The following is a 25,627-nucleotide window of genomic DNA, read 5'->3' as shown; positions in this document are numbered from 1 at the left end:
GTGGCCAAGGCTGCCCCGTTTTCTTTCCCAGCATGCCGCCCACCTTTTCAGCCATGATAACGCTGACAAGACAGCGAGCCGCTGCTGAATCCCCTAGCATTCCCCGCTGCGTGGAGACCCTCAATGCCCTGGCTACAACTCAGCGCTCATGTAGCGCCCGAACAGGCAGAATTACTCGAAGACCTGCTGGTGGATGAAGGAGCGACCGCCACCGCCCTGCATGATGCCCACGACGACCCTGTATTTGAACCGGAGCGCGGCACAACGCCGCTGTGGCAGGATACTATCCTGACAGGCCTGTATGATGATCTGGAAGGCATTGATGCCATGCTTGAACGCCTGCAGGCCGCCTGGGCTGAACATTATCCGGAAGAGCCCTGCCCGGCTATCAGCTATGAATTGCTTGCCGACCGTGACTGGGAACGCGAGTGGATGGAAGACTTCAAGCCACTGCAGATGGGTCAGCGGCTATGGATCGTGCCTAGCTGGCATGCGCCGCCCGAACAGGATGCCGTCAATCTGATTCTTGACCCTGGCCTGGCGTTTGGCACCGGCACTCACCCCACCACTGCCCTGTGCCTTGAGTGGCTTGACGGCTTGGCTGTGCAGGGTGAACTGGCCCAGGCCAGGGTGTTAGACGTAGGCTGTGGCTCCGGCATTTTGGCCATTGCCGCTCTGAAACTGGGTGCGGGCCATGCTGATGCGACTGATATCGACCCTCAGGCCTTGCAGGCCAGCCGTGAAATGCCCAGCGTAACGCCATAGAAGAGACACAGCTGGCGCTTTATTATCCAGAGCAACTGCCGGCGGGTGATTACCCCCTGGTAACGGCCAATATCCTGGCTGGCCCGCTGGTCGAACTGGCTGAAATGATTGCCAGCCATGTGGCGCCTGGTGGGCGTATTGCCCTCTCCGGCATTTTGGCCAATCAGGCGGAAGAGGTACGCGACGCCTATCAGGCCCAGGGCTTGCTGATGGACGAACCCACCCTGCGCGAAGGCTGGGTCAGGCTGACAGGTCAACGCTCTTTCGGTTGAGTGGGTGCAAATCAGGCGTATTGTGTTGCCAGTGGCCTTCACCCACGGGGCGAGTCAGCGTATCATACTGACCCCCACGCGCTGCGTATCGGTTAACCCATGAGCTGAATGCTATGCCTCTAACCTCATCACTGCCAACCATTGGCGACTATGAACTGCCTAATCAGGTCATTCTCGCCCCTATGGCGGGCGTTACTGACCAGCCTTTCCGGCAGCTCTGCCGCCGTTTGGGGGCAGGCTGGGTAGTGGGTGAGATGGTCACGTCAGACCCCAGCCTGTGGCATACCCGTAAATCCCAGCAGCGTATGAACCATGCTGGCGAACCATCCCCCAGGTTGTGCAGATTGCCGGGGGCGACACCGAAATACTGGCCCAAGCGGCTCGTCTGAATGCCGACCTTGGCGCCCAGGTGATTGATATCAACATGGGCTGCCCGGCCAAGAAAAGTCTGCAATAAGGCGGCAGGCTCTGCGCTGTTGCGCGATGAACCTCTGGTTGCGCGGATTCTCGAAGCCGTGGTCAAAGCAGTTGATATCCCAGTCACCCTGAAGATCCGCACCGGCTGGTGTGCTGAAAGCAATAACGGACTTACCATCGCCAGGCTCGCCGAGGCATCCGGCATCCAGGCACTGGCCGTACACGGTCGCCACCGCCAGCAGCGCTATAATGGTCAGGCCGAGTACGACACCATTGCCGAGATCAAATCCCGGCTGTCCATACCGGTATTTGCCAATGGCGACATCGACAGCCCGCAAAAAGCCCATGATGTGCTCCGCTACACCCAGGCTGATGCGGTCATGATTGGCCGCGCCGCCCAGGGCAACCCGTGGATTTTCCAGCAAATCAGCCATTATCTTGAACATGGCCATGAGTTGGCGCCCCCGGCGCTCAGCGAACGTGGCCATGTCCTCAGTGAACATCTTGGGGCACTGCATGAATTTTATGGGGCCACCATGGGGCCACGTATTGCCCGCAAGCATCTTGGCTGGTATCTGGACACAGATAAGCGCTTTGATGCGGCTCAGATACGCGAACTGAAACGCCAGTTTAATGCGTTGACCTCGCCCAGCGCTCAGCTGGAATGGATCCACAAGGCGATGGCTGATGATGCTAATGAGCGCCTCTTCGCTAAAGGAAGCCATGCCGCATGAAAGAACCGGCTATTTCAACCAATTCTGCTTTATCGAATACCTTCTCCAGTACGGCATCTGGCACTCACGACGAGGCCAGTGTTAGAACAAGTGATACGCCTCCTCAGCCTCTGCGCGAAGCCGTTGAAGCTTCCATGCAACGCTATTTTGAGCATCTGGATGGCGGCGAGACCAGCGATCTGTACGCCATGGTGATGGCCGAAGTCGAGGCGCCCCTGCTGTCCTCTGTGCTGACTTATACCGATGGCAACCAGACACGCGCAGCTGCCGTGCTGGGGCTGAATCGTGGCACACTGCGTAAAAAACTAAAGCACTACGGTCTTCTTGAAGGTGATGCCCCCTGAATCGGGCCTTGCTGTTTTCTATCCATCGTTTCTGCTTAAGAGCACCCTTAATGGCTGATACAACTGCAACTCCTGTACGCCGCGCTTTACTTAGCGTCTCCGACAAAACCGGTATTGTTGACTTTGCCCGCGGCCTTTGCGAACAAGGCATTGAACTGCTTTCGACGGGCGGCACCTTCCGCCTGCTGCAGGAAAACCAGATCGCGGTCAAGGAAGTCTCCGAGCACACCGGTTTTCCCGAAATCATGGATGGACGCGTCAAGACGCTGCACCCCAAGATTCACGGTGGCATCCTCGGGCGTCGCGGCCAGGACGATGCGGTCATGGCCGACAACGATATCGCCCGATCGACATGGTGGTCGTCAACCTCTACCCCTTTGCCGCAACAGTCGCCAAGCCAAACTGCACGCTGGAAGATGCGATTGAAAATATTGATATCGGCGGCCCTACCATGGTCCGCGCCTGCGCCAAGAACCATGCCTACACCACCATTGTCGTCAACGCCAATGATTATCCGCGTATCCTGGGCGAACTGACTGCACAGGATGGTCAGGTCAGCGCCGCCACGCGCTTTGACCTGGCCGTCAAGGCCTTTGAACACACGGCAGGCTACGATGGCGCCATTGCTGACTTTCTCGGCCGCCAGATCAGCGACGCCGATCAGCAGTTCCCACGCACCTTCAACCTCCAGCTGCATAAGAAGCAGGATATGCGCTACGGTGAAAATCCCCACCAGGCAGCCGCTTTTTATGTCGAGCCCGATGCTGCAGAAGCCAGCGTAGCAACGGCTAAGATGCTGCAGGGCAAGCCGCTATCTTATAATAACGTTGCCGATACTGATGCCGCCTTTGAATGCGTCAAGGCCTTTGATGAAACCGCCTGTGTAATCGTCAAGCATGCCAACCCTTGCGGGGTTGCCGTTGGCGAAAGCGCACTGGATGCCTACGACAAGGCGTTTGCCACCGACCCAACCAGTGCCTTTGGCGGCATTATCGCTTTTAATGTAGCGTTGGATGCAGACACGGCGCGCGCCATTATCGACCGCCAGTTTGTCGAGGTATTGATTGCCCCCGGTATCAGCGCAGAAGCGGCTGCTATCGTGGCTGAAAAGCAGAATATCCGCCTGTTGGATGTCAGTGCCCACTGGCCTGCCAGTCAACAGGCCTCACTGGATTTCAAACGTGTCAACGGTGGTCTGCTGGTTCAACAGGCAGATGATGGTATGGTCGAGCGTGACGAGCTGAGTGTTGTCAGTGCGCGCACCCCAACCGAGCAGGAATTACGCGACCTGGCCTTTGCCTGGCGTGTCGCCAAGTTTGTCAAATCAATGCGATTGTCTACGCCAAGGCTGGCCAGACAATCGGCGTTGGTGCCGGACAGATGAGCCGTGTTTATTCCGCCAAGATTGCTGGCATCAAGGCGGCAGACGAAGGCCTTTCAGTGCCGGGATCGGTCATGGCGTCGGATGCCTTCTTCCCATTCAGGGATGGCATTGATGCCGCCGCTGCTGCTGGCATTACCGCCGTGATCCAGCCTGGTGGTTCCATGCGCGATCAGGAAGTCATCGACGCCGCCAACGAAGCCGGTATCGCCATGGTGTTCACTGGTATGCGCCACTTCCGTCACTAAAACTGATCAGCACAGACACATCCGTAAGGCTCACCCTTGAAAGCATTGATTGAATGAGGCTTTAATGAGGTGAGCCTGGAGGCTCTGGTAGAAAGCAGCCAGGTTATGCAGATGGATGTGTCTTTATAAGGCTAGGCTGTGCTACCGCGATCCAGAGGTAAAGTGCTGTACTTCTTTATCGGCTGAATGGCAACCTTGCTGCGAATATCACTCCTCCCCTCCCCGATAAGCGTAGCAATTGAACGCCATTCCCAGCGTCGATTCAGCTACCATGAGCTGCTTTTCCGTTATACTGCAGTATCTTTAATTTTCAACACACCTTACGACCCTCTGTCTGAGCACCTCATGCCCTTTTCAAAACTAGGCTTATCCCGTCCTCTTGTTCAAGCGATTGCTGAGCTTGGTTACAAAACACCAACGCCCATCCAGGAACAAGCGATTCCTGCCATTCTTTCAGGAAAAGACCTGATCGCCACCGCACAGACCGGAACAGGGAAAACGGCTGCCTTTGTTCTGCCTCTGCTGGAACAATTCAGTCAAGCGGAAACATTGCGCGGCAAACGCATCCGTGCGCTGATTCTGGTGCCAACCCGTGAGCTGGCGGTTCAGGTCGAAGCCAGTGTGGCGCAATATGCGAAACACACGCACTTAACCTCTATGGCCGTCTATGGTGGCGTGGATACCCAGCCTCAAAAAGAGCGCTTGATAGAAGGCGTCGACCTTCTGGTCGCCACACCGGGTAGGCTGTTGGATCTGGCCCATCAGCGTGCGCTGCACTTTGATGAGCTTCAGGTCATGGTGTTGGACGAAGCGGACAGAATGGTCGACATGGGCTTTGTCGATGATATCCACAAAATCATCGTACGCCTGCCTGAAAATCGTCAAAACCTGTTGTTTACCGCCACCATGACCAATGACGTTCGCGCCCTTGCCTACGGTTTTTCAGATAGCAAGATGACCGACCTGGCGGCTGACATCTCAATTTCTCCGAACATCCGCGCCGCTGCTAATATCAAACAGTGGCTAATCACGGTAGACAAAGACACCAAGTCCGCACTGTTAAGCCACTTGATCAGCGAGCAAGCGTGGGATCAGGCCCTTATTTTTGTCGAGAAAAAACACAGTGCAGCCAAGCTGGTTGCCCAGCTGGAAAAACGCGGCATCCGAGCAGATGCCATTCATGGCGGCAGAAGCCAGGCCATGCGCGAGAAGGTGTTGGCTCAGTTCAAAGCAGGCGAACTCAAGTATCTGGTTGCCACGGGAGTGGCCGCCCGGGGTTGGATATTGGTGAACTGAGCCGTGTGGTGAATTACGACTTACCTTATCAACCAGAAGAGTACATCCACCGCATTGGCCGGACTGGCCGTGCAGGTGCCTCAGGTGAAGCCATTTCTCTTGTCGACATCAGTGACTTTAAAAACCTGTGCGCAATTGAAAAGCGTTTGAAAAATACGATTGAGCGCAAAGAAATTGCTGCCTTTCCGGTTAAAAAAGCAGTCCCTGCTTCCAACTTGAATCACGTTAAAAAAACCATCGTTAAGCCTTCACTCAGGCTTTCAGAACACTCAGGCTTTCAGCACATAGCGCAGCGTTTCCACCACCTGATCGGTTGTCGTACACCATGCCTGAGCCTGGGCATCAACTTCCTTCAGGGGATGAACAATCTCTTCGCTGTGCAGGGTGATATAGGGTTTGGCCAGGGCTGCGCAGTAGCCCGCATCAAAAGCGGCGTTCCACTGCTTGTATTTGTCGCCGAAGCGCACCACTACTAAGTCCGCCTGTTCGATCATGGTACGGGTGCGAATGGCGTTGACCTTGGATGACTGATGATCGCGCCAGAAGCCATCGGCCGGCTTGCCCAGGTGGTCGCCTGCAGCATCGCTGGCATCGTGGTCCGTAACCGGCGCGGTGAAGACAATATCCAGCCCGGCGGCCTCTGCGCCCTGCTGAATCTCTTCACGCCAATCGGTGTGAATTTCGCCGGAAAGGTAAACGTAAAAGCTCATAGCAACTCCTGATCATGGTGAGTGTCATGGTTCATTCGCCTATCATAACGCACACACGCTTTATGGAAAAATATTCCATAAATATCAAGACACCTTTCCCAGCGTTTTTTCATACGGAGTGAGACTTACTTAACAGGCACAAAGACGGGCGCGCCGTCGACCTCTACGCTGGCCAGGCGTTGCTGGTAAAGCCGCTCCAAAGCAGATGTCACCAACATTTCGTCCTTTGGACCCCAGCAGGCCTCACCGCCGGGATATAGCAGCAGGATATGGTCACACCAGCGGGCAGCAAGGTTCAGGTCATGCAGGCACATCATCACCGCCGCGCCCTGCGCCGCCTGTTCGGCAAGCAGCGCCATTACTGCACTTTGGTGGTGCAGATCCAGATGGTTGGTGGGCTCATCGGCCAGCCAGATATCCGGCTTCTGGGTGAGTACCGTGGCCATGGCTACCCGCTGACGCTCACCGCCTGACAGCGTACTGGTCAGACGCTTGGCCAGATGAGCCGCATCCAGACGCTGCAAGGCGGCCTCCGCCAGACGGTAATCCTCGGCGCCTTCACGCTGCCAGGCAGAAAAAGAAACGGGTGCCGCCCGATCAGGGCGGTCTCCATCACTGTGGCCGGAAAGTCATCATGGCGCTCCTGAAACACCATGCCCAGACGGCGGGCAATCTGGCCACGCTTTAGCTTCTCAAGGCAGACACCATCAAGAAGCACCCGACCTGAACGCGGCGTTAAAAGCCCGGCCAGGGTATGCAACAAGGTGGTTTTACCCGCACCGTTAGGGCCCAGCACTCCCCACACCTGCCCAGCCTCCAGCTTAAAAGAGAGCGGCACGCCCGGGGCGCGTTGCGGCACCCTGATCACCAGATTGTCGGTTTCCAGACGCGTCATGAACGGCTCCGGTTGAGCAACAGCAGAAACACCGGCACCCCCAGCAGTGCAGTAATTACCCCAACTGGTAGCTGCTCGGGGGCAATCACGCTGCGCGCAAGGGTATCCGCGACAACCAGCAGCAAGCCTCCGCTCAGCGCACAAGCAGGCAGAATCAGGCGTTGATCATTGCCCAGCACAAGGCGCAGCATATGCGGCACCACCAGACCAACAAAGCCAATAGTACCGGCACTGGTGACGGCTGTGGCGGTCAACAGACTAGCGATCAAATAGATTCCCCAGGAAAGCCATCTGACATCTACCCCGAGGGAAGCGGCCTGCATCGGCCCGCGCGCCAGCACATTCAGGTGGCGGCCAAGCGGCATCAACAGTAGGCAAACCAGCAACAGCAGCGTCAATGGCACCCAGGGGGCTCGGGCGTAGGAAAGATCCCCCATCAGCCAGAACAGCATGCCAGGCAAGGCCTGGGTGGGGCTGAGCGATAGCAACAGCGTGATCACAGCGCCCCAACCTGAGGCCACCACAACGCCCGTCAACAGCAGGCGCGAAGGCGTCCAGCTGCCCTCACCCCGTGCTAAAGCAAACACCAGCAGCATGGAGAGCAAGGCACCGCCAAAGGCAGAGCCGGACAGCAGCACACCGCCTAGCCCGGCCAGCATGGCCGCCAGCGCCCCCACCGCAGCACCGCCGGAGATGCCCAGTACATAAGGGTCGGCCAGCGGGTTACGCAAAAGGATCTGCATCAGGGCCCCGGCTACCGCAAGAAGCCCACCCACCGCAAAGGCAGATAGCGCCCTTGGCAGGCGCAGCTCCATCACCAGGGTATGCGCCAGCGGTTCCCCCTGGCCCACAAACACGGCCGCTAACTGCTCCAAGCCCAGGGTGGCACTGCCCACTATCATCGCACCGCCAATCGCCAGCACGGCCAGCAGTGCAAGCACTATCAGTGGAAGCGCAAAGCGGGGCATCACGGGGCTGGCTCTACCAGCGTCGCCTGGCGGACGGTATCGAGTTGTTCGCATAGCAGGCGCGCTCCCTGCGCCAGGCGCGGCGTGGGCCGCTGGATCAAGGAAGGCGGAACAAGAAAGAGATGATCATTGGCAACCGCTGAAAGCTCAGGGTATTGCCGCCAATGCTCGAACCAGTCGCGGTTATCTTCGCCGTTACCCCCGTAACGATGGCGGCCGGGTTCTCTGCGATGGCCACTTCGGGGTTAAGACGCGGCACCTGCCGAGTCTGCTCGCCCATGATATTGTCGCCACCGCACAGGCTAATAATCTGGCCGATAAAGTTTTCGTCATTGACACTCATCAGCGGTGTTTCCCAGACCTGATAGAAAACGGAGACGGGTTCAAGGTCGGCATAGCGCGCTTCCAGCGCTGCCATCTGGTTACGGAAGTCATCCGCCGCCGGGTAGCCCTGTGTTTCACTATCCGTGAGGCTTGCCAAACGCTCAATAGCGCTGGCAATGCCTTCAAAATGCTGCGGTTCCAGGTAGAAAACCGACAAGCCCAGCGCGGCCAGTTTTTCCAGCTGGGCCGGAGGATTACCAGAGACCCAGCCAATCACCAGATCCGGCTGCAGGGAGAGCAAAGCCTCCAGGTCGATACGCTGGTGATCACCCACTGAGGACAGTTTCTCGGCCTCAGGCGGATAATCACTGTGCGCCACCACCGCCACCACCTGCTCACCGGCCCCAGCAGCAAAGGCCAGCTCGGTGGCGCCTGGCGACAGCGCCGCAATACGCTGCGCTGGCGCTTCAAGGCAAAGCTGCTCGCCAAGATCATCAATGGCGCAATAGGACGCATCAGCATTCATCGGCAGGCAGGCGGCCAATAAAAGACCAGCAAGCCCGCTGCACAATGCGCTAGTGAAGGCTTTATTGGCCATAATGAACGCTGAGGAAGCCTGTGCGGCCGGCGTTGATGTAGTCAAACGGCGTCGATGCAAAGGTCACCGGGTCAAACTCCTGTCCTTGGGCGGTGGTAAAGGTTTTATCCAGCACGTTATCCAGAGTCAGACGCACTGACCACTGAGGAGCGAATTCCCAGCCTGCGCGCAGGTTCAACAGCCCATAGCCCGGCAGGCGCTGCTGATTGGCGGCATCGTTGTAACGATGATCTTGGACGACCCAGGAACCGCCTAATAGCACTTCATCAAGCTGGTAATCCACATCCAGCCTTGCTGACTGACTGGCGCGCCGCTGCAGGCGCTTGCCCTGATTATCACCGCTGCGGCTTTGTGGGTCAGTGTAGGTCAAGGCACCAGCAAGCAGCCAGTTTCCAAGCTCGGCGCCCAGGCTCAATTCCGCGCCCTGAATGCGCGCCTTGTCCACATTGATGGGAGTAAAGTTGGCATCCAGCGCAATCAGCTCATCCACCTCTGTCTGGTAGATGGCGGCGTCCCAGAACCAGCGCTCATACTGCCCGCGCACACCCATCTCAAATGTGTCTGAGGATTCGGCGTTGAGATCCGGGTTGCTCGACCCGGCAAACGGGAAATATAGCTCATTAAAGGTCGGCGCCCGAAAGGCCGTACCGTAACTGGCCCGCGCCACATGCTGGTCATCAAAGGCAAAGCCGAATGCCAGGCTACCGGTAACTTCGTCGCCAAAGGCTTCGTTATCATCGTAGCGCAGGCTCAGCTGGGTAGTCAGCGGATGGAAATCCAGCAGCCCCTGGGCAAAAACAGCGCGATTGTAGCGGCTGCTTTCATTGAAGTTCAGGCCTGATGTCTCGCTGTCTCCCAAGTCATCTTCGGCCATTTCAGCGCCAATGATCACTTCATGCAGGCCAAACGCCAGAGTATTCAGCCACTGAGCGGTTCGCGTGCGACTTTCGAAAAGCGACGTATAAGTGGGCGCCTGGGTATCGCGCTCATCACGAGCCTCTGACAGCGTTAACCGGCTTTGCCAGGTATCCGTTACGGGAAGTTCCGCGTATACGCCTGCTACCTGTTGAACAAAATCATCCTCAGCGGGCCCTGGGCCCTCAAATTCACTGTTACCGCGTGAGCGCAGCGCCAGAAAGCCCACTTCAGCGTCGTTATCATAGCGATGCGCAAGCTTGACCAAGCCACTGGTGGCGTCAAAGCCTTTATCTTCCCCATCACGGCGTACCGGCCCACCGTCAGTGTCGAAGCGGCTACCCGCAAAGGTGTAGCGGGTGCCGCCCTGCTGGCCGGAAAGCGATGCGGATACGCGCTGGCTAGCGTGGCTGCCACCGCCGATGGACACCCGAGGGCTGACGCCTTCTGCTTGGCTGTCCAGGGTAAACAGCTGAATCACTCCGCCTACCGCATCAGCGCCATACAGGCTACCGCGCGGGCCACGCACGATTTCAGCGCGCTTAAACAGCTGAGGATCGAGAAATTCCCAGGCGGCGGCACCCGTGGTGGCCGAACGCAAACGGATACCGTCGATCAACAGCACATTGGCATTACTGCCGGTGCCGCGCATGAACAGGCTAGTCTGCTTGCCGTAGGTGCCTTGAGTCGTGATATCAACGCCCGGCTGGGCGCGCAGCATCTCGGTGATGCTGGCCGGATTCTGACGACGCAGGGCCGCTTCGTCGATAACACTGACGGAAGCCAACGACTCATTGGCGGTGCGCGGCGCCAGGGTTGCGGTGACAACCACTGGGTCAAGCGACGCATTCGCAGTATCGCTGGAAGATTGGGCCTGCACGGCCTGAGGAATAGCAGCCAGCGTAAACAGTGCCAGCCCGGTAAAGGTGGAAATGGAGTATGACATCATGGTTCCCTTGCTCTACGTGCTCACCCGCACGGCATTAATAAGTGCCAGAGCGTGAGGGCAAAGGAAGTTTCGAGCGCTAACATCATCAGCACGTCAAGACTTCAAGAACGCCCTCCGCGTCCTGGTAGGTAACGGCTTTTTGCAAGCCTTCATTCGGGCCGGTCTCCGGGCTGACGAGAGAAAGGCTGTTAGGCACTTTCCGAGCGGCCGCCTTCCCATACCGGTTTAGCAGGTACAGTGGCGTTATGGCCGTTCTTGACTCGATCACCGTTGCGGGGGCAGCGTTGGAATCAAGGCGTTGGATGACCCATTACACAGGCCACAAACACCCTCACCAACTTCCCGTTTCACCAGCAGTCCAGATAACTGCCAGCACCCAAATGATGGCGTAAACTAGCAACTTGGCGTGAGCGGGTCAATTTGACAGCTTGTTTTCAAGAACATGAAGTGAGTGATGGAAGAGAAAACCCTCCGACAAAAATTATGTAATAAAACTACAAATAAACCCATATGCACGTATAATGAGCAAAAATAAAGGCTTTAAAGAGTAATAAAACTACAATAGAGTGCCCTATATGCCGCTACATCTATCAACCGCATGTCGCCACTGCGATGGCCAATGGCGCTTTTTGATAGGCTACCCAAGTCAACAACACCTTTATCTCCCGATTCGCGAGGTTTGATATGGCCACTTCATCATCACCGCTCAACCCAACAGTTGCCAAGATCACGCAACGTATCCGCGAGCGCTCTGCCGAGCGGCGTGCCCTGTATGAACAGCGCATGGCCGATCAGCATCGCCAGGGGTTCATCGTGGCACTCTTTCCTGCGGCAACCTGGCCCATGGTTTTGCCGCCTGTAATCCTCAGGACAAAAATGCCCTGAAGTTGATGAACAGTGCCAATCTGGGGATTATTTCGTCCTATAACGATATGCTGTCGGCCCACCAGCCGTTTGAGACCTTCCCGCAAACCATCAAGGCGGCTGCCAGCGCCATGGGATCGACGGCCCAGTTTGCCGGTGGTGTACCCGCCATGTGCGATGGTGTCACCCAGGGCCAGCCAGGGATGGAACTTTCACTGTTTTCCCGCGATGTGATTGCCATGGCCGCCGCCGTTGGGCTTTCTCACAACATGTTTGATGCCGCCTTATATCTGGGTGTCTGCGACAAGATCATCCCGGGGCTGTTTATTGCCGCCGCGCGATTCGGCCATCTGCCGGCCATGTTCGTTCCTGCCGGCCCTATGCCCAGTGGCTTGCCCAACAAAGAAAAAGCGCGCATCCGCCAGCTGTACGCAGAAGGCAAGGCCAGTCGTGAAGACCTGCTGGAAGCCGAGTCAGCCTCTTACCACAGCCCGGGCACCTGCACCTTTTACGGCACCGCCAACTCCAACCAGTTGATGATGGAAGTCATGGGGCTTCACCTGCCGGGTACCTCCTTTGTGAACCCCGGTACACAAATGCGTGAAGCCCTCACCCGCTTCGCCACCGAACAGGCCATTCGCAATACCGAACCCGGTGGTGGCTATCGCCCCTTCTACCAGCAGATTGATGAGCGCGCCATCGTCAATGCCGTGGTCGGCCTGCTCGCCTCTGGCGGTTCCACCAACCACACGATGCACTTGATCGCCATGGCCGCAGCGGCGGGCATTACCCTCAACTGGGACGACTTCACCGATCTGTCTGCCGTTACTCCCAGCCTGATGCAGGTTTATCCCAACGGCCAGGCGGATATCAACCACTTCCAGGCGGCTGGCGGCATGAGCTACCTGTTCCGCGAACTACTCGGTGCTGGCTTGCTGCATGGTGACATTCCGACCGTATTCGGCACCGACCTGACCGCCTATACCCAAGAACCCTTCCTGGAAGATGGCAAGGTGGTCTGGCACGAAGGCCCGCAGCAAAGCCTGGACGAAGAGGTGCTGCGTCCGGTGGCAACACCCTTTGCCCCGACAGGCGGCCTGACGGTGATGAAAGGCAACCTGGGCCGAGGTGTGATCAAGATATCGGCAGTGGCTGAAGAACACCGCATCGTTGAAGCACCGGTTAAGATCTTTGAAGACCAGAACGAGCTTAAAGGCGCGTTCGAAGCAGGAGAGCTGGATCGTGATGTGATCGCGGTCGTACGTTTTCAGGGCCCCAAGGCCAACGGCATGCCTGAACTACACAAGTTGACGCCCTTCCTGGGGGTTCTGCAGGATCGCGGTCACAAGGTGGCTCTGGTGACTGACGGGCGGATGTCCGGTGCCTCCGGCAAGGTACCCGCCGCCATTCACATCAGCCCAGAGGCCCTTGACGGCGGCCCTCTGGCCAAACTGCGCGATGGCGATGTAGTACGCTTGGACGCCAACAGCGGCACGCTGGAAGCCAAGGTCGATGCGGCCACCTGGCAAGCTCGGGAGTGTGTGGTCGGCAACCTGGATCACTACCACGTCGGCCTGGGCCGCGAACTGTTTGGCGGCTTCCGTCATCTGGCCATGCGCGGTGAAGAAGGTGCTGGCGTTTTCGGTGGCTTTGAAGCCGATGACCTGGCCCGTCAGGAGGGTCAGATTTTTGGAGAGGATGCTTGATGCGACCCGCACTGATTGGCGACATCGGCGGTACCAATGCGCGCTTTGCGTTGGTAGCGCCTGGGGAGATGGCGCCCCAAGAGGTTCTCAACCTGCCCTGCGCCGACTACCCGGGCGTTATTGAGGCGATTGAGGATTACCTGAGCCGAGTAGGTACCAGTGCCGCCGAGGCGCCCCGGGAAGCCTGTCTGGCATTTGCCTGCCCGGTTCACACCGAGCGGGTCAAGATGACCAATAACCACTGGGATTTCATGAAAAGCGACGTTCAGCAGGCGTTGAATCTGTCGCTGTTCAAGGTGATCAACGACTTCACCGCCCAGGCGCTCGGCGTACTCCATGTGGATACCGAACATCTGGTCGAAGTGCAGGCGGGAACCGCTCTTCCCCACTCGACCCGGCTGATTATTGGCCCAGGAACAGGGCTTGGCGTGGCCGGCGTTTTTCCCGGCCAGCATGCCTGGATTCCCTTGCCGACGGAAGGTGGCCACGTCACCTTTGCGCCCACTGATAGCACCGAACGCGCCCTGCTGGATATCTTTCTGACTCGCCACTCGCGGGTCAGCGTCGAACGCATCCTATGCGGCCAGGGCCTGCTTGAGCTGTATCAGGCTCACTGTCTTCTGGAAGATAAGACGCCCAGCTGTCAGTCACCCGCTGACGTCACCCAGGCAGCCAACCACGGCGACCCGCTTGCCAACGCAACGGTGCTGCGCTTTTTAAAGATTCTGGGGGATGTGTGCGGTGATGCCACGCTGACCATGGGCGCCAGAGGTGGCGTCTACCTGTGCGGGGGCATTCTGCCCCGCCTGCTGGACTGGCTACCTCGATCGGAACTACGCCAGAGCTTTGCCAACAAAGGCCGCATGGGCGCTTACAACGCCGATATTCCGGTATCCGTTGTCACTCACCCATGGACGGGGTTACTCGGTGCTGCCGAAGCGCTGCATAACGAAGAAGTTTTTTAAACTTATCAGGAATATCCATGCCAGCTCAGACTTTTAATGTGCCCTTTGTTCTCGGCATGATGCGTCTGCATGAAGCCACCTCGCTGACTGGATTGAAGCACGCGGCCACTGCGTCGCATAACAACTGATCAATCTCTGTAATGACCAGGAGAAATTTATGACGCCGGTGATTGCCTTTGGTGAGGCCTTGGTGGATATGCTGTCCAGCCACTTGGGTAATGACACTGGGCAGGAGACGTTTACCCCTTATGCAGGAGGCGCCCCTGCCAACGTGGCAGTTGCCTGCGCGCGCCTGGGAGTGCCCAGCCAGTTTTTAGGCATGGTAGGTGATGATCGTTTTGGCCATTTTCTGGTCAGCGAACTGGCCGCTCATGGGGTGAATACCCAGGGTATGGTGCTGACCAACGAAGCGCGCACGGCGCTGGCGTTTGTTTCCCGGGATGCCAGTGGCGAGCGTACCTTTGATTTTTATCGCCCACCGGCCGCCGACCTGCTTTATCGACTGGAGCATTTGCCCCACGGCGTTTTCGAGCAGCCAGCGATTGTCCATCTGTGCAGTAACAGCCTGACTGACCCAGAAATTGCCGATACCACCCTGGCCATTGCCAACATGGCCAAGCGCACCGGCTGTCTTGTCAGCGTGGACGCCAACCTGCGCCATAACCTGTGGGCCGATGGATCAGCTGATGCGTGGCGAGTGACGGAACTGCTGGATAGCGCCGAACTCGTCAAGGTGTCCCTGGAAGAACTGGATTATCTGCGCGGTAACCACCCTCAGGATACCTGGCTTGCTGAACGCTTGGCAGCAAGTGTCAAGGTCATCGTGATCACCGATGGCCCCAACCAGGTAACGCTTAAAGGCATTGACCTGGATCACACCTTCACGCCACCCCAGGTAACGGCGGTGGACACCACCGCGGGCGGCGATGCCTTTATTGGCGGCCTGCTGGCGGAACTATCCCGCCACGGTATTGAGGACAACTGGCATCAGGATCACGAATTTCTCGTGCGCGCTGTGAATATCGCCTGCCGCTGCGGTGCCCACGCGGTGACTCGCCTAGGCGCCTACGCGGCCCTGCCGACCCATGCCGATATCGAAGCCCTTCGCAACACCTGATCATCACCTCGGCGACTGCCCTTGGCAGCCGCCGCCGTATCAAGATCCCTTGACGATTCACCTTGAACTTCACTGGGTGGCTGCGAAATTCTCGGCTGCTGCTTCCAGTACCGCTCTGGCCGATTCGGCTTCTTCAAACCCAAGCCCTTCCATACCGCCATCAGGCCCTTTGTAGTTGGCGAACCAAAGATCAATGATCTGGCTGACGCCCGGGAACTCGCTGTCCAACTGCGCCATGCTTTCAACATGAGCAAACGGAGAATCCTGGGTAAGCACCGCGATCAGCTTGTCATCCTGCTCACCGTCATCAAGCATTTTTAGAACGCCAATCACGCTGACATCGACAATCTCACCCCGTGGAACGGCCTGCCCCAGCACAATCACGTCGAGCGGATCACCATCGCCGCCCAACTCTTTTGGCAAAGCCGTACCGGGAATAGCGCCGTAATTGCCGGGGTATCCCAGGTAGTTCACTACCCGTGGGTCACCGTTTTTATATTCCCAATACACCGCTTTCGGGTCGTCTTTGCTCACCTCCCACTTCGCAGATGTTCCCGTTGGAATCTCAACGATAGCGTTAACAGAGCCATCTGCATTAATGGCGTCCAGAGACATCAGGTTCTCATTGCCAACAATCGTGTAGGCGTCTTTGACATTCATACTCTGCGCATGCGGCGTTGTTTCAGAAAATGCCAACCCGCCCAATGGCTGCGCCTGAACCGAAGACGCTAAAAGCGCCATGCACGTCATACCTGTGAGTACTAATGGATGTTTCATGCTGCTCTCCTCTGATGGTTCAGGAAAGATTAACAACGAGAAATGACGAGCAAATGACATTCTTAAATGCCAGCAGTAAACATTTAGGCGGGGCGCGTTACGCTTTAGAGCTTATTTCAAAACCCTTGAAATCAAGCATTAATATCCTAAGCTCGATCCATTATGGCTAAGAAAATCGTACCTGATGAGCTCTGGAACATTGTTGAACCGCTTTTACCACCTGAACCGCCCAAGCACGAAGGTGGTAGGCCACGTATTTCTAATCGTGCCGCATTGACAGGCATTCTGTTTGTACTCAAATCAGGCATTCCTTGGGAGATGTTGCCACAGGAAATGGGATGCGGTTCCGGTGTAACCTGTTGGCGACGACTGCGTGATTGGCACGACGCCGGCGTCTGGGAAAAGCTTCACCAGACGTTGCTAAGTCATTTACAGGAAGCCGAACAACTCGACTGGGACCGTGCCTGCATGGACAGTGCTTCCATCAAGGCAAAAAAAAAGGGATCTGCCACTGGGCCAAACCCAACGGATCGCGGACGACCCGGCACAAAGCGGCACCTTCTGACTGACCGACAAGGAACCCCTTTGGCAGTTGTTCTATCAGGTGCCAACATGCATGACAGCATTCCTTTATCTGTTCTATTGGATACGATAAAACCTGTTGCAGGTCGATCTGGTCGCCCACGTCAAAGGCCCACCAAGCTTCACGCCGATAAGGCTTATGACTTTGCACGCTGTCGTCGTGCCTGTCGCCGACGGCATATTCAAGCGCGTATAGCCAGACGTGGTGTAGAAGACACGCAGCGCTTGGGGCGTCATCGCTGGGTAGTTGAGCGCACCTTTGCCTGGTTGGAGCAGATGAGACGACTTGCAACACGGTACGAGCGGCGAACCGATATACACTATGCATTCACGTTAATCGGATGTTCGCTGATTTGTTTTAATCGTCTCAAAAGACAGTTTTGAAATGAGTTCTTAGTGCTCTCCTCTGCACAACATTAGAGGATCAAAAAAAACCCGAGCATGTCACCATGCTCGGGCAAAAGACTTGCACACACGACCCGTAATTAGTGCGGCAAGCCAGGAGAATCGTTCAACAGAGTGCTCGTTCGCGCCGATTCAACGTCTACGCATTAATGATGGAAACGCTCAGCCGCCTGACGCGCCAGCTCGCGGATGCCGTCCCAGTCTTCCGCTTCAATCAACGCCTTAGGCGTCAGCCAGGAGCCGCCGACGCACATCACGTTAGGCAGGCTGAGATAATCGGCCGCATTGTCGACGGTGATGCCGCCCGTGGGGCAAAAACGCGCGCCAGGAATCGGCGCACCGAACGCCTTTAGCGCCTTGGCGCCACCGCTGGATTCTGCCGGGAAGAACTTGAAGCGGCGGTAGCCATACTGCCAGCCGGTCATCAGCTCTGAGATCGTCGATACGCCGGGCAACATCGGCACCGGGCTTTCCACTCCGTAGCGGTAGAGCGCTTCGGTAGCACCGGGGTGACGACAAAATCGGCTTCAACCTGCTCGGCCTGGCGGTACTGTGCCGGGGTCAGCACCGTGCCCACCCCAATGCTGGCGCTGGGCAGTGCTTCGCGCATGCGCTTGACGGCTTCAAGAGCACAGTCGGTACGCAGGGTGACTTCAAGTACCGGCAAGCCCCCTTCCACCAGCGCCCGCCCCAAGGGTACGGCGTCTTCCAGGCGATCAATGGTCAATACCGGGATCACTTCTGCCTTCAGGCAGATGCTGTCCAGCTCGGCGGTGCGGGTCGAGGGAAGCTGCTTATCGATTGTCATGGATGATACTCCTGAAATTTTGGTGGCTCGCCATCAAGGGGCCCAGTAAATAGCCAGGGGGCTGGCCAGAAAAACGCGAATAGGCAATTGGCGGACATCATCGCCCTGCATGGCCTGGGCCAGCACATTGCGTTTATCGTCACCGCTGATGTGCAGGAAATGGCGTTGTGCCTGATGTAACTGCCCGGCTGAAAAGGTGATACGCGGCTGAGGCTGGCTGGGCGTACGCACCGCCACCAGAAGTTCTTCAGTGGTCAGCGCCAGATCCAGCTCCAAGCTATCGGGGAACAGCGATGCGGTATGGCCATCACCGCCCATGCCCAGAATCACCACGCTGGCAGGCCAAGCCAGGCGAGCGGCTTGAGCCGCTACTTCGGCAACACCCTGCTCCGGGGTGCCTGCCGTGGTGGTCAAGGGCAAAAAGTGCGCTGCACTGGCGGGCCCTTGCAACAGGTGCTGGCGTACCAGACGTGCATTGCTGTCGTCGCTTTGCTCGTCCACCCAGCGCTCGTCCGCCAGGGTGATATCAATGCGTTCCCAGGCCAGCGGTTTGGCAGCCAGGGCCTGAAAAAAGGCACCGGCGTGGAGCCACCCGACACCACCAGAAGTACGCGTTCGCGCTGTTTCAGATCGCTGGAAAGCGCTTCTGCCACGGCTTCAGCCAGCTGCGTAGCTAGGTGCTTACGTGCTTCGCTCATATTAATAATCCTCGTACCAGCTGCGGCCATCCTGGGTAATCATGGCAATGGAGGCTACTGGCCCCCATGACCCGGCAGGATAGCGACGCGGTGGGGTATCACGGTTCTGCCAACCTTCAATCAGCTGATCACACCAGCGCCAGGCATATTCCACTTCATCGCGGCGCACAAACAGATACTGCTGCCCTTTCATTACCTCCAGCAGCAGACGTTCGTAGGCATCCGGGATACGCGACTTGGGAAAAGCGCTATTAAAATCCAGGTGCAAGGGGCCAGGGCGCAAACGCATGCCTTTATGCAGGCCGCTATCCTTGGTCAGCACCTGCAGGGCAATACCTTCTTCCGGCTGCAGGCGGATGATCAGCTTGTTGGCGGCGATACCGCGCTGATCCGGATCAAAGATATAGTGGGGCTGCTGGCGAAAGTGAATCACGATCTGGGAAAGCTTTTCCGGCATCCGCTTGCCGGTACGCAGATAGAAAGGCACCCCCGCCCAGCGCCAGTTGGACACTTCGGTTTTCATGGCCACGAAGGTTTCCGTCTGGCTCTGGGTATTGGCGTCGTCTTCCTCAAGATAGCCGGGCACCGGCTGGCCATCCGTGGTACCGGCAATATACTGGCCGCGCACCACATCACGCCCCAGGGCATCGCCGGTAAACGGCTTGAGCGCCTTGAGTACCTTGACCTTTTCATCACGGATGGCATCAGCGTCCAAGTTGGAAGGCGGGTCCATTGCAATCAGGCAAAGCAACTGCAAGAGGTGGTTCTGCACCATGTCACGCAGCTGACCGGCGTCATCAAAGTAGCCCCAGCGCCCTTCTATACCGACTTTTTCCGCGACCGTGATTTCCACATGGGAAATATGGTTCTGGTTCCACTGGGTACCGAACAAGGGGTTGGCAAAACGCAGGGCAATTAGGTTCTGAACCGTTTCCTTACCCAGATAGTGGTCGATACGGTAGATCCGCGATTCTGGAAACACGGCACCAATCGCATCATTGATCTGCTGGGAGGAAACCAGATCAGAGCCAATCGGCTTTTCGACAATCACCCGGGTTTCATCATCCAGGCTGCCGCTGGCCTGCAGGTTATGGCAGATATCGCCGTAAATCTTGGCACCCACCGACAGATAGACCACCATGGGGCGCGGTGCCCCTTCCCGCCAGGCCTTGATGGTTTCAAAACCTTTGGCAGAAGTGAAATTCAGCTGGCGATAATCCAGTCTGCCAAGAAAACGCTTGAGGCTGACCTTATCCTGCTCATCAGCTTTCAGGCGTTTATGCAGAGCGGCTTCGACCTCCTGACGAAACGTCGTCGCATCATGCTCCTGACGTGCCAACCCCATGATGCGGGTGCTTTCCGGCATCAGGCCTTCACGGTCAAGATGGTAAAGTGCCGGAAATAGCTTGCGTAACGCCAGATCGCCCAGCGCACCAAACAGGGCAAGATCAATGGCATGGTTCGGGTTACCCAAAGGGGATGTTGACGCATCACGGGACTGGCTCATGATCGCTCCTTGGTTGGGGTCGGTTTGGCAACAATCGTCCAAACTGGCTTTATTTTAGTTGGATTAGTAAAAATATACCCAACATATGCCATAAAAAGCAATTTACTATGTAATTTTACTACATTTAAATCACTCCTGGCGATGACTATCACGCTACATCAATTCTGCCCCCCAAAGGCAGTTGCCTCCAGGCCTGAATAATAGCGCATACAAAAAAGCCCGCGTGGACGCGGGCAAACCATCAGCGAAACAGTTCTTGATCTATCTACCAGCAAGGAATCTCAAGAGTGGAAACAGCGATTAGAACCAGACTTCTGTCTGGACGCCGAAGCTCCACTGGCCACCTGTGTAGCCCTCATCACCAAAGGCATCGCTGCTGTCGTAGCCGTTAAGCTCGGCGTCCCAATCGGTATAGGAAGCAAACAGGCGAATTTCAGGGCGCTTCCAGAAACCACCTACTTCCGGCTTGAAGGTGGGCGCTATGGTCAGCTTACCGAAATTACCGCTAACGGCGTTGCCATCACCGCGGTCCAGATCCATGTACTGGTAGCTGCCTTCATACTGCATTTCAAAGTTCTGGGTAATCTCATTGGCCAGACGCAGGTTGAACGTCGCCCAGTCGAAACGATCGCCTTTATTGAGTCGATCTTCGCTGGTTTCAGCCAGCACGGAAGGCGCCGCCCGCCAGTTGGGTGCCACATAGGTGGTGCCATACAGGGCTAGGCGCGTTGAGGTCGCGTCTTCAGTCAGGTCACCATTGCTGCCAAGCCCTTTGACTTCAGCACCCAGGCCTTGGCCATGCAGTACTGCGGCCTTGAAGTTGCCTTCACTGCCAAAGAGGTTATCGCCATGGTAGGCCACCATGGTGTGCCAGCCACTGTCAGCCGCCTGCTGACCTGCACCGATATCACGCTCGTCGTTATCGGCTGCCGACATGGCGTTGACCATCACCTGAACATCACCAAAATAGTTGTTCGAGGTCAGCACCAGGTTATCGGTATCGCTGTTCTCGCCGTCCAGGCCAGGGTTTTCACGGTTGACGACCGGGTAGTCACTAAAACTGCGACCATACAGTGAGAAGCTGGATTTCCAGTTATCAGCAAACTGCATATCGTAGATACCGGCACCGGTACCGGCTAGGAAGACCACGTCGCTATCCAGCCAGTGAATGTCAAAATTGTTGCGATCAAAGCGCTTACCTGCCCAAATGGAGGCATCTTCAAACGCACCGGTAAAGCTGGGCAGATCGCTGAACTCGGCGTACACCTGACGCACGTTCAGGTTGGTATCATCGCCCACCCAGTCGTTGCTGGACGTTGTACCGTGAGCCAACATGGTGGTGTAGCGTGCCTTGGCGCCGTTATCAAAGCGCATGCGGTAGTTGAGGATCGCTTCTGAATAAGTATCCGGCTCATTGCCCAGACGTCCGACAGCACCACCCAGGCTACCCGCGGGTGTCACGTAAGGCCCACCGTTGATGCTTTTGCCATCTTCACCAAGTAACAACCCTGAGCGAGCGTAAACATTGAAAGAGAAACCTTCTTCACCGCTGGCCTGACGCTCAACGGCGGCCAGACGCTCTTCAACATCCCGACTGGCCGCAGCAGGCGCACTGGAAGCGGGGGCGCTTTCCAGGTTCTGCTCGGCGATCTCGGCACGCCGTTCGGCGTCAGCAGCGCGCTGCTCAGCTGAGGCAATACGCGCTTCAAGCTCGGCCAGGCGTTCTTCAATGCTGGTATTGGCCATCGCCACACCGCTCAGGCCAACAGAGGCGGCAGCGATGGCAACGGCTAGAGGCGTCTTAAACGTCATTCTAGACATGGCGGTAGAAATGGTTTTGGGCGTTATTGTTTGCATGATTCGACAACCTTGTTGAAGTCGTGGCCGAAGTGGCGTTCTCTTCGATCGACACATTATTATTAATTTAAACTTTCTAAACGGCAGCGGGATCAATTCGCTTGGGTTGACCCACTATGCCCCGCCGCAAAAACTTAATCGATTAAGTCCCTTGAAACCAACCCACAAATGCAAAATATCGACCAATGTCTAATAATGAATCGCTAAAATGTCATATGAACGCAACACGTAATACAAAAGTCTATGTTGAATTTACCTGCCTGAAACAGCTAACTTGTCGATACCGTATCTTAATCGTTTAAGATACGCTGCAATATTGAAGTTAATTACGTTTATCGCGCTTGAATGAGCATGCCACCGCGTCCCGTCCCATAAGCGTCGACAACAACAATCAGAGAGGAATGCACCAATGAAAAAGACCCTGATCTCCACCGCGATTGCACTTGCCAGTGCCACCGGTGCTGTTAGCCAGGCACAGGCAGCCGACCTGACCATCTCCTGTGGTGCCGTCGGTGCTGAGCTGACACTGTGCCAGGAAGGCGTTGCCGCATGGGAAGACAAGACCGGCCACGAAGTTGATATTGTTTCAACGCCGAATTCTTCAACCGAACGTTTATCCTTGTATCAGCAGATCCTGTCAGCCAACTCCAGCGATATTGACGTCATGCAGATCGACGTCGTCTGGCCAGGCCTGCTCGCCAACCATCTGCTCGATCTCAATGAAGCGTTGGGCGAAGATGTCGCCGACGGCCATTTCGAGACCATCGTCACCAATAACACCATCGACGGTCGACTGGTGGCTATGCCGTGGTTTACCGATGCGGGCGTGCTCTACTACCGCAAAGATCTGCTTGAAAAGCATGGCTTTGAAGCGCCGACTACCTGGCAAGAGCTGACCGAGACTGCCAAGACCATCCAGGAAGCGGAACAGGCAGAAGGCAATGACCGCATGCAGGGCTTTGTCTTCCAGGGTCGCGCTTATGAAGGCCTGACGGTCAATGCCTTGGAATGGGTCGCCAGTCACGGCGGCGGTAACATCGTTGAGGCCGACGGTGAAATCAGCATCAACAATGAAAACGCTGCTAAAGCGCTGGACCTGGCCGCCTCCTGGATTGGCGATATCTCCCCCAATGGTGTTCTCAACTACACAGAAGAAGAAGCCCGGGGTGTATTCCAGGGTGGCAATGCCGTCTTTATGCGTAACTGGCCCTACGCTTGGTCACTGGCCCAGAGCGAAGATAGCGATGTGCGCGACAAGGTGGGCGTTGTCCAGCTACCTGCTGGCGGCGAAGATGGCCAGAGCGCGGCAGGCTTGGGCGGCTGGAATCTGGCGGTTTCCCGCTACAGCGAAAACCCGGAACTGGCCGCTGATCTGGTAGCTTATCTGACCGGCCTTGAGGAACAGAAGCGCCGCGCTATCGAAGCGTCCTACAACCCCACCATTGATGCGCTTTATCAGGATGAAGAAGTACTGGAAGCGGTGCCCTTCTTCGGCACTCTGTACGACACCTTCACCAATGCGGTAGCCCGCCCGTCTGCACCCACCGGTGACGCCTATGGCCGAGTGAGCAATGCCTTCTTCAGCGCCTCCCACGATGTTCTATCCGGCAACATGACGGGCGCCGAAGCGGTAGAGAAGCTTGAACGCGACCTGATGCGCCTGAAGCGTCGTAACTGGTAATCGCGAGGTTTCTCATGTCAACGTCACTTAAAGACAGCGCGCCCCAAGGGGCGCGTTTACCCATACGCCAGGGGCGCAGCACCAAGGTGCGCCGCCAGCGGGTAAAAGCCGCCTGGCTGTTTTTGGCGCCCATGCTGATTGCCCTGACGCTGGTCGCGGGCTGGCCGTTATTCAGAACGTTCTTTCTCAGCCTGACCGATGCGTCACTCTCGGACCTGGATGCTGCGAATATAATTGGTTTTGAAAACTATCTGGTCTACGAGAATGGCCTCTGGTTCGGTGTTCTTGCCGATCATGTCTGGTGGCAATCGGTCTGGAATACGGTGTATTTTTCAATCGTTTCCGTTTCCCTGGAAGTGATCTTCGGGGTCATTGTGGCGCTGATTCTCAACGCCGAGTTCAAGGGCCGCACGATAGTTCGCGCTGCCGTGCTGATTCCCTGGGCCATTCCGACCATCGTCTCTGCGCAGATGTGGGCCTGGATGCTTAACGACCAGTTCGGCATCATCAATCACCTGCTGATGATGGCTGGCATCATTGAAAACCCGATCGCCTGGACCGCCAGCGCCACCTACTCCATGTGGGCGGTGATCATGGTCGATGTCTGGAAAACCATTCCCTTCGTGGCCTTGCTGGTGCTTGCCGCCCTGCAGATGCTGCCCAAAGACTGCTACGAAGCCGCCGAAGTCGACGGCATTCATCCGGTACGCGTCTTCTTCAAGGTCACCCTGCCGCTGATTACCCCGGCGCTGATGGTGGCGGTCATCTTCCGCCTGCTGGATGCCTTGCGTGTGTTCGACGTCATCTATGTCCTGACTTCCAACTCGACCAGCACCATGTCGATGTCTGTCTATGCCCGCCAACAGCTGGTTGAGTTCCAGGATGTCGGTTACGGCAGCGCTGCGTCTACCCTGCTGTTTTTGATCATTGCCCTGGCCACGATTGCCTATCTGTATGTCGGGCGCAACAAAATTCAACTGGGAGGTGACTGATGAACCAGCGTCAGCTAGCCAAAATTGCCAAACGCGTCGGTTTCTGGGCGCTGATTGCCGTGATCATGGTGTATGCCGTTTTCCCCTTCTATTACGCCGTGATTACCTCCATCAAACCCTCTAGCGACCTGTTTATGGTCGAGCTGTGGCCGTCCAACTGGAACCTGGATAATTACGCCCAGATTTTCAGCCAGTCGAGCTTTGTACGCGCCATTTTCAACTCCATCATCGTGGCGGTCTCAGTGGTGTTTATTGCCCTTTTGTTAGGGATTACCGCCTCCTATGCGCTGGGCCGCGTGCGCTTTCGCGGGCGCTCTACCATCATGCTGGTCATTCTTGGGGTATCGATGTTTCCTCAGGTTGCCGTTCTGTCTGGGCTGTTTGAGGTGATTCGTGCTCTGAACCTCTACAACAATCCAGCGGGCCTGATTCTCAGCTACACCATTTTCACCCTGCCCTTCACCGTGTGGGTGCTCACCACCTTTATGAAAGAGCTCCCCATGGAACTGGAAGAAGCGGCCATCATGGATGGCGCCACGCCGTGGGTCACGATCACCAAAGTATTTCTGCCGCTGATGTGGCCAGCCATGGCCACCACCGGCCTGCTGGCCTTTATCGCCGCGTGGAATGAATTCCTGTTCGCCCTGACCTTCACCCTGACCGATACCCAGCGTACCGTGCCTGTCGCCATTGCCCTGCTGTCGGGTGGTAGCGCCTACGAGCTGCCCTGGGGGCCGATCATGGCGGCGTCAGTGGTCGTTACCGTTCCTCTGGTGGTACTGGTGATCATTTTCCAGCGCCGTATTGTCTCTGGCCTGACCGCCGGTGCGGTCAAAGGCTGATTTTCCCCTA

The 25,627-nt window shown here is 56.8% G+C and carries 15 protein-coding genes, 8 pseudogenes and 1 riboswitch; of the genes and pseudogenes, 13 read left to right on the top strand and 10 right to left on the bottom strand.

The genetic code is table 11. From position 1 onward, the window contains the following. Nucleotides 1-123: 123 nt before the first annotated feature. From prmA to HLB35_RS03435, 6 genes and pseudogenes are all read left to right on the top strand, one after another. Nucleotides 124-1,037 (top strand): annotated as a pseudogene (gene prmA / locus HLB35_RS03455) (50S ribosomal protein L11 methyltransferase). Nucleotides 1,038-1,150: 113 nt separating this feature from the next. Next, nucleotides 1,151-1,494, top strand: a pseudogene (locus HLB35_RS18750) (tRNA-dihydrouridine synthase). Then, a complete protein-coding gene (locus tag HLB35_RS03450) occupies nt 1,451-2,188 on the top strand; it encodes a tRNA dihydrouridine synthase (RefSeq protein ID WP_422822412.1) in 738 nt (245 codons plus the stop codon). Before HLB35_RS18750 ends, HLB35_RS03450 begins: the two are co-directional and overlap by 44 nt. Then, the gene (fis, locus tag HLB35_RS03445) at nt 2,185-2,532 is read left to right on the top strand and encodes a DNA-binding transcriptional regulator Fis (protein WP_171701482.1); all 348 of its coding nucleotides are present in this window, start codon (nt 2,185-2,187) and stop codon (nt 2,530-2,532) included. The genes HLB35_RS03450 and fis overlap by 4 nt, the downstream gene beginning before the upstream one ends. Nucleotides 2,533-2,582: 50 nt before the next feature. Next, nucleotides 2,583-4,161: pseudogene (gene purH, locus HLB35_RS03440) on the top strand (bifunctional phosphoribosylaminoimidazolecarboxamide formyltransferase/IMP cyclohydrolase). A gap of 345 nt (nt 4,162-4,506) precedes the next feature. Further along, nucleotides 4,507-5,693, top strand: a pseudogene (locus tag HLB35_RS03435) (DEAD/DEAH box helicase); the annotation flags it as partial. 33 nt (nt 5,694-5,726) lie between these two features. Here the strand turns inward: HLB35_RS03435 and HLB35_RS03430 are convergent. The 5 genes and pseudogenes from HLB35_RS03430 to HLB35_RS03410 all read right to left on the bottom strand — a co-directional run bounded on the left by HLB35_RS03430 (nt 5,727) and on the right by HLB35_RS03410 (nt 10,813). Next, nucleotides 5,727-6,167 carry a YtoQ family protein gene (locus tag HLB35_RS03430; RefSeq protein WP_171701481.1) on the bottom strand — a complete coding sequence of 147 codons (441 nt, stop codon included), beginning with the start codon at nt 6,165-6,167 and terminating at the stop codon, nt 5,727-5,729. Nucleotides 6,168-6,292: 125 nt separating this feature from the next. Next, nucleotides 6,293-7,062, bottom strand: a pseudogene (locus HLB35_RS03425) (ABC transporter ATP-binding protein). After that, nucleotides 7,059-8,030 carry a FecCD family ABC transporter permease gene (locus HLB35_RS03420; RefSeq protein ID WP_216601390.1) on the bottom strand — a complete coding sequence of 324 codons (972 nt, stop codon included), beginning with the start codon at nt 8,028-8,030 and terminating at the stop codon, nt 7,059-7,061. Before HLB35_RS03420 ends, HLB35_RS03425 begins: the two are co-directional and overlap by 4 nt. Nucleotides 8,031-8,127: 97 nt before the next feature. After that, a complete protein-coding gene (locus tag HLB35_RS03415) occupies nt 8,128-8,952 on the bottom strand; it encodes a helical backbone metal receptor (protein ID WP_328730918.1) in 825 nt (274 codons plus the stop codon). After that, the gene (locus tag HLB35_RS03410; protein ID WP_171701479.1) at nt 8,942-10,813 is read right to left on the bottom strand and encodes a TonB-dependent receptor domain-containing protein; all 1,872 of its coding nucleotides are present in this window, start codon (nt 10,811-10,813) and stop codon (nt 8,942-8,944) included. Before HLB35_RS03410 ends, HLB35_RS03415 begins: the two co-directional genes overlap by 11 nt. A gap of 142 nt (nt 10,814-10,955) precedes the next feature. Beyond that, nucleotides 10,956-11,211: riboswitch (cobalamin riboswitch) on the bottom strand. A gap of 289 nt (nt 11,212-11,500) precedes the next feature. Here HLB35_RS03410 and edd point away from each other — a divergent pair. From edd to HLB35_RS03390, 3 genes and pseudogenes are all read left to right on the top strand, one after another. Next, nucleotides 11,501-13,386: pseudogene (gene edd, locus HLB35_RS03405) on the top strand (phosphogluconate dehydratase). Next, complete coding sequence (gene glk / locus HLB35_RS03400; RefSeq protein WP_171701478.1) at nt 13,386-14,351, top strand: glucokinase; 966 nt, start codon at nt 13,386-13,388, stop codon at nt 14,349-14,351. Before edd ends, glk begins: the two are co-directional and overlap by 1 nt. A 157-nt stretch (nt 14,352-14,508) precedes the next feature. After that, nucleotides 14,509-15,468: a carbohydrate kinase family protein gene (locus HLB35_RS03390; protein WP_171701477.1), complete on the top strand. Its 960-nt coding sequence runs from the start codon at nt 14,509-14,511 to the stop codon at nt 15,466-15,468. A gap of 69 nt (nt 15,469-15,537) precedes the next feature. Here HLB35_RS03390 and HLB35_RS03385 read toward each other — a convergent pair whose 3' ends face one another. Further along, on the bottom strand, nt 15,538-16,245 hold the full coding sequence (locus HLB35_RS03385) for an inorganic diphosphatase (RefSeq protein WP_171701476.1): 708 nt from the start codon (nt 16,243-16,245) through the stop codon (nt 15,538-15,540). A 162-nt stretch (nt 16,246-16,407) separates the two neighbouring features. Between HLB35_RS03385 and HLB35_RS03380 the strand changes: the two genes are divergently transcribed. Then, nucleotides 16,408-17,211: an IS5 family transposase gene (locus tag HLB35_RS03380; protein WP_171701475.1), complete on the top strand. Its 804-nt coding sequence runs from the start codon at nt 16,408-16,410 to the stop codon at nt 17,209-17,211. 167 nt (nt 17,212-17,378) lie between these two features. On the opposite strand, the pseudogene HLB35_RS03375 reads toward HLB35_RS03380, so the two are convergent. The 4 genes and pseudogenes from HLB35_RS03375 to HLB35_RS03360 form a co-directional block, all read right to left on the bottom strand. Next, nucleotides 17,379-18,040 (bottom strand): annotated as a pseudogene (locus tag HLB35_RS03375) (bifunctional 4-hydroxy-2-oxoglutarate aldolase/2-dehydro-3-deoxy-phosphogluconate aldolase). Between the two features lie 33 nt (nt 18,041-18,073). After that, nucleotides 18,074-18,666, bottom strand: a pseudogene (gene pgl, locus HLB35_RS03370) (6-phosphogluconolactonase); the annotation flags it as partial. Nucleotides 18,667-18,739: 73 nt separating this feature from the next. Next, nucleotides 18,740-20,245 carry a glucose-6-phosphate dehydrogenase gene (gene zwf / locus HLB35_RS03365; protein WP_171701474.1) on the bottom strand — a complete coding sequence of 502 codons (1,506 nt, stop codon included), beginning with the start codon at nt 20,243-20,245 and terminating at the stop codon, nt 18,740-18,742. A 300-nt stretch (nt 20,246-20,545) separates the two neighbouring features. Next, a complete protein-coding gene (locus HLB35_RS03360) occupies nt 20,546-22,066 on the bottom strand; it encodes a carbohydrate porin (protein ID WP_171701603.1) in 1,521 nt (506 codons plus the stop codon). 445 nt (nt 22,067-22,511) lie between these two features. Here HLB35_RS03360 and HLB35_RS03355 point away from each other — a divergent pair, with 445 nt between their 5' ends. The 3 genes from HLB35_RS03355 to HLB35_RS03345 are packed head-to-tail and all read left to right on the top strand — an operon-like array spanning nt 22,512 to nt 25,617. Then, entirely contained in the window at nt 22,512-23,783 is a 1,272-nt protein-coding gene (locus HLB35_RS03355; protein WP_171701473.1) for an ABC transporter substrate-binding protein, read from the top strand. A 14-nt stretch (nt 23,784-23,797) separates the two neighbouring features. Continuing rightward, nucleotides 23,798-24,775: a carbohydrate ABC transporter permease gene (locus HLB35_RS03350; RefSeq protein ID WP_171701472.1), complete on the top strand. Its 978-nt coding sequence runs from the start codon at nt 23,798-23,800 to the stop codon at nt 24,773-24,775. Then, nucleotides 24,775-25,617 carry a carbohydrate ABC transporter permease gene (locus HLB35_RS03345; RefSeq protein ID WP_171701471.1) on the top strand — a complete coding sequence of 281 codons (843 nt, stop codon included), beginning with the start codon at nt 24,775-24,777 and terminating at the stop codon, nt 25,615-25,617. The genes HLB35_RS03350 and HLB35_RS03345 overlap by 1 nt, the downstream gene beginning before the upstream one ends. Nucleotides 25,618-25,627 lie beyond the last annotated feature (10 nt).

This window comes from Vreelandella azerica (assembly GCF_013112225.1).
Lineage (GTDB): Bacteria > Pseudomonadota > Gammaproteobacteria > Pseudomonadales > Halomonadaceae > Vreelandella > Vreelandella azerica.
Note: the sequence above shows the minus strand (reverse complement) of the source record. Positions and strands in the feature narration are given on the sequence as shown.

What these genes read in the sequence shown, in the direction of transcription:
- glk (WP_171701478.1), top strand. Translation starts at nt 13,386, where the DNA reads ATGCGACCCGCACTGATTGGCGACATCGGCGGTACCAATGCGCGCTTT.
- HLB35_RS03410 (WP_171701479.1), bottom strand. Translation starts at nt 10,813, where the DNA reads ATGTCATACTCCATTTCCACCTTTACCGGGCTGGCACTGTTTACGCTG.
- HLB35_RS03360 (WP_171701603.1), bottom strand. Translation starts at nt 22,066, where the DNA reads ATGTCTAGAATGACGTTTAAGACGCCTCTAGCCGTTGCCATCGCTGCC.
- HLB35_RS03385 (WP_171701476.1), bottom strand. Translation starts at nt 16,245, where the DNA reads ATGAAACATCCATTAGTACTCACAGGTATGACGTGCATGGCGCTTTTA.
- HLB35_RS03380 (WP_171701475.1), top strand. Translation starts at nt 16,408, where the DNA reads ATGGCTAAGAAAATCGTACCTGATGAGCTCTGGAACATTGTTGAACCG.
- zwf (WP_171701474.1), bottom strand. Translation starts at nt 20,245, where the DNA reads ATGAGCCAGTCCCGTGATGCGTCAACATCCCCTTTGGGTAACCCGAAC.
- HLB35_RS03420 (WP_216601390.1), bottom strand. Translation starts at nt 8,030, where the DNA reads ATGCCCCGCTTTGCGCTTCCACTGATAGTGCTTGCACTGCTGGCCGTG.
- HLB35_RS03355 (WP_171701473.1), top strand. Translation starts at nt 22,512, where the DNA reads ATGAAAAAGACCCTGATCTCCACCGCGATTGCACTTGCCAGTGCCACC.
- HLB35_RS03350 (WP_171701472.1), top strand. Translation starts at nt 23,798, where the DNA reads ATGTCAACGTCACTTAAAGACAGCGCGCCCCAAGGGGCGCGTTTACCC.
- HLB35_RS03415 (WP_328730918.1), bottom strand. Translation starts at nt 8,952, where the DNA reads ATGGCCAATAAAGCCTTCACTAGCGCATTGTGCAGCGGGCTTGCTGGT.
- HLB35_RS03430 (WP_171701481.1), bottom strand. Translation starts at nt 6,167, where the DNA reads ATGAGCTTTTACGTTTACCTTTCCGGCGAAATTCACACCGATTGGCGT.
- HLB35_RS03345 (WP_171701471.1), top strand. Translation starts at nt 24,775, where the DNA reads ATGAACCAGCGTCAGCTAGCCAAAATTGCCAAACGCGTCGGTTTCTGG.
- HLB35_RS03390 (WP_171701477.1), top strand. Translation starts at nt 14,509, where the DNA reads ATGACGCCGGTGATTGCCTTTGGTGAGGCCTTGGTGGATATGCTGTCC.
- fis (WP_171701482.1), top strand. Translation starts at nt 2,185, where the DNA reads ATGAAAGAACCGGCTATTTCAACCAATTCTGCTTTATCGAATACCTTC.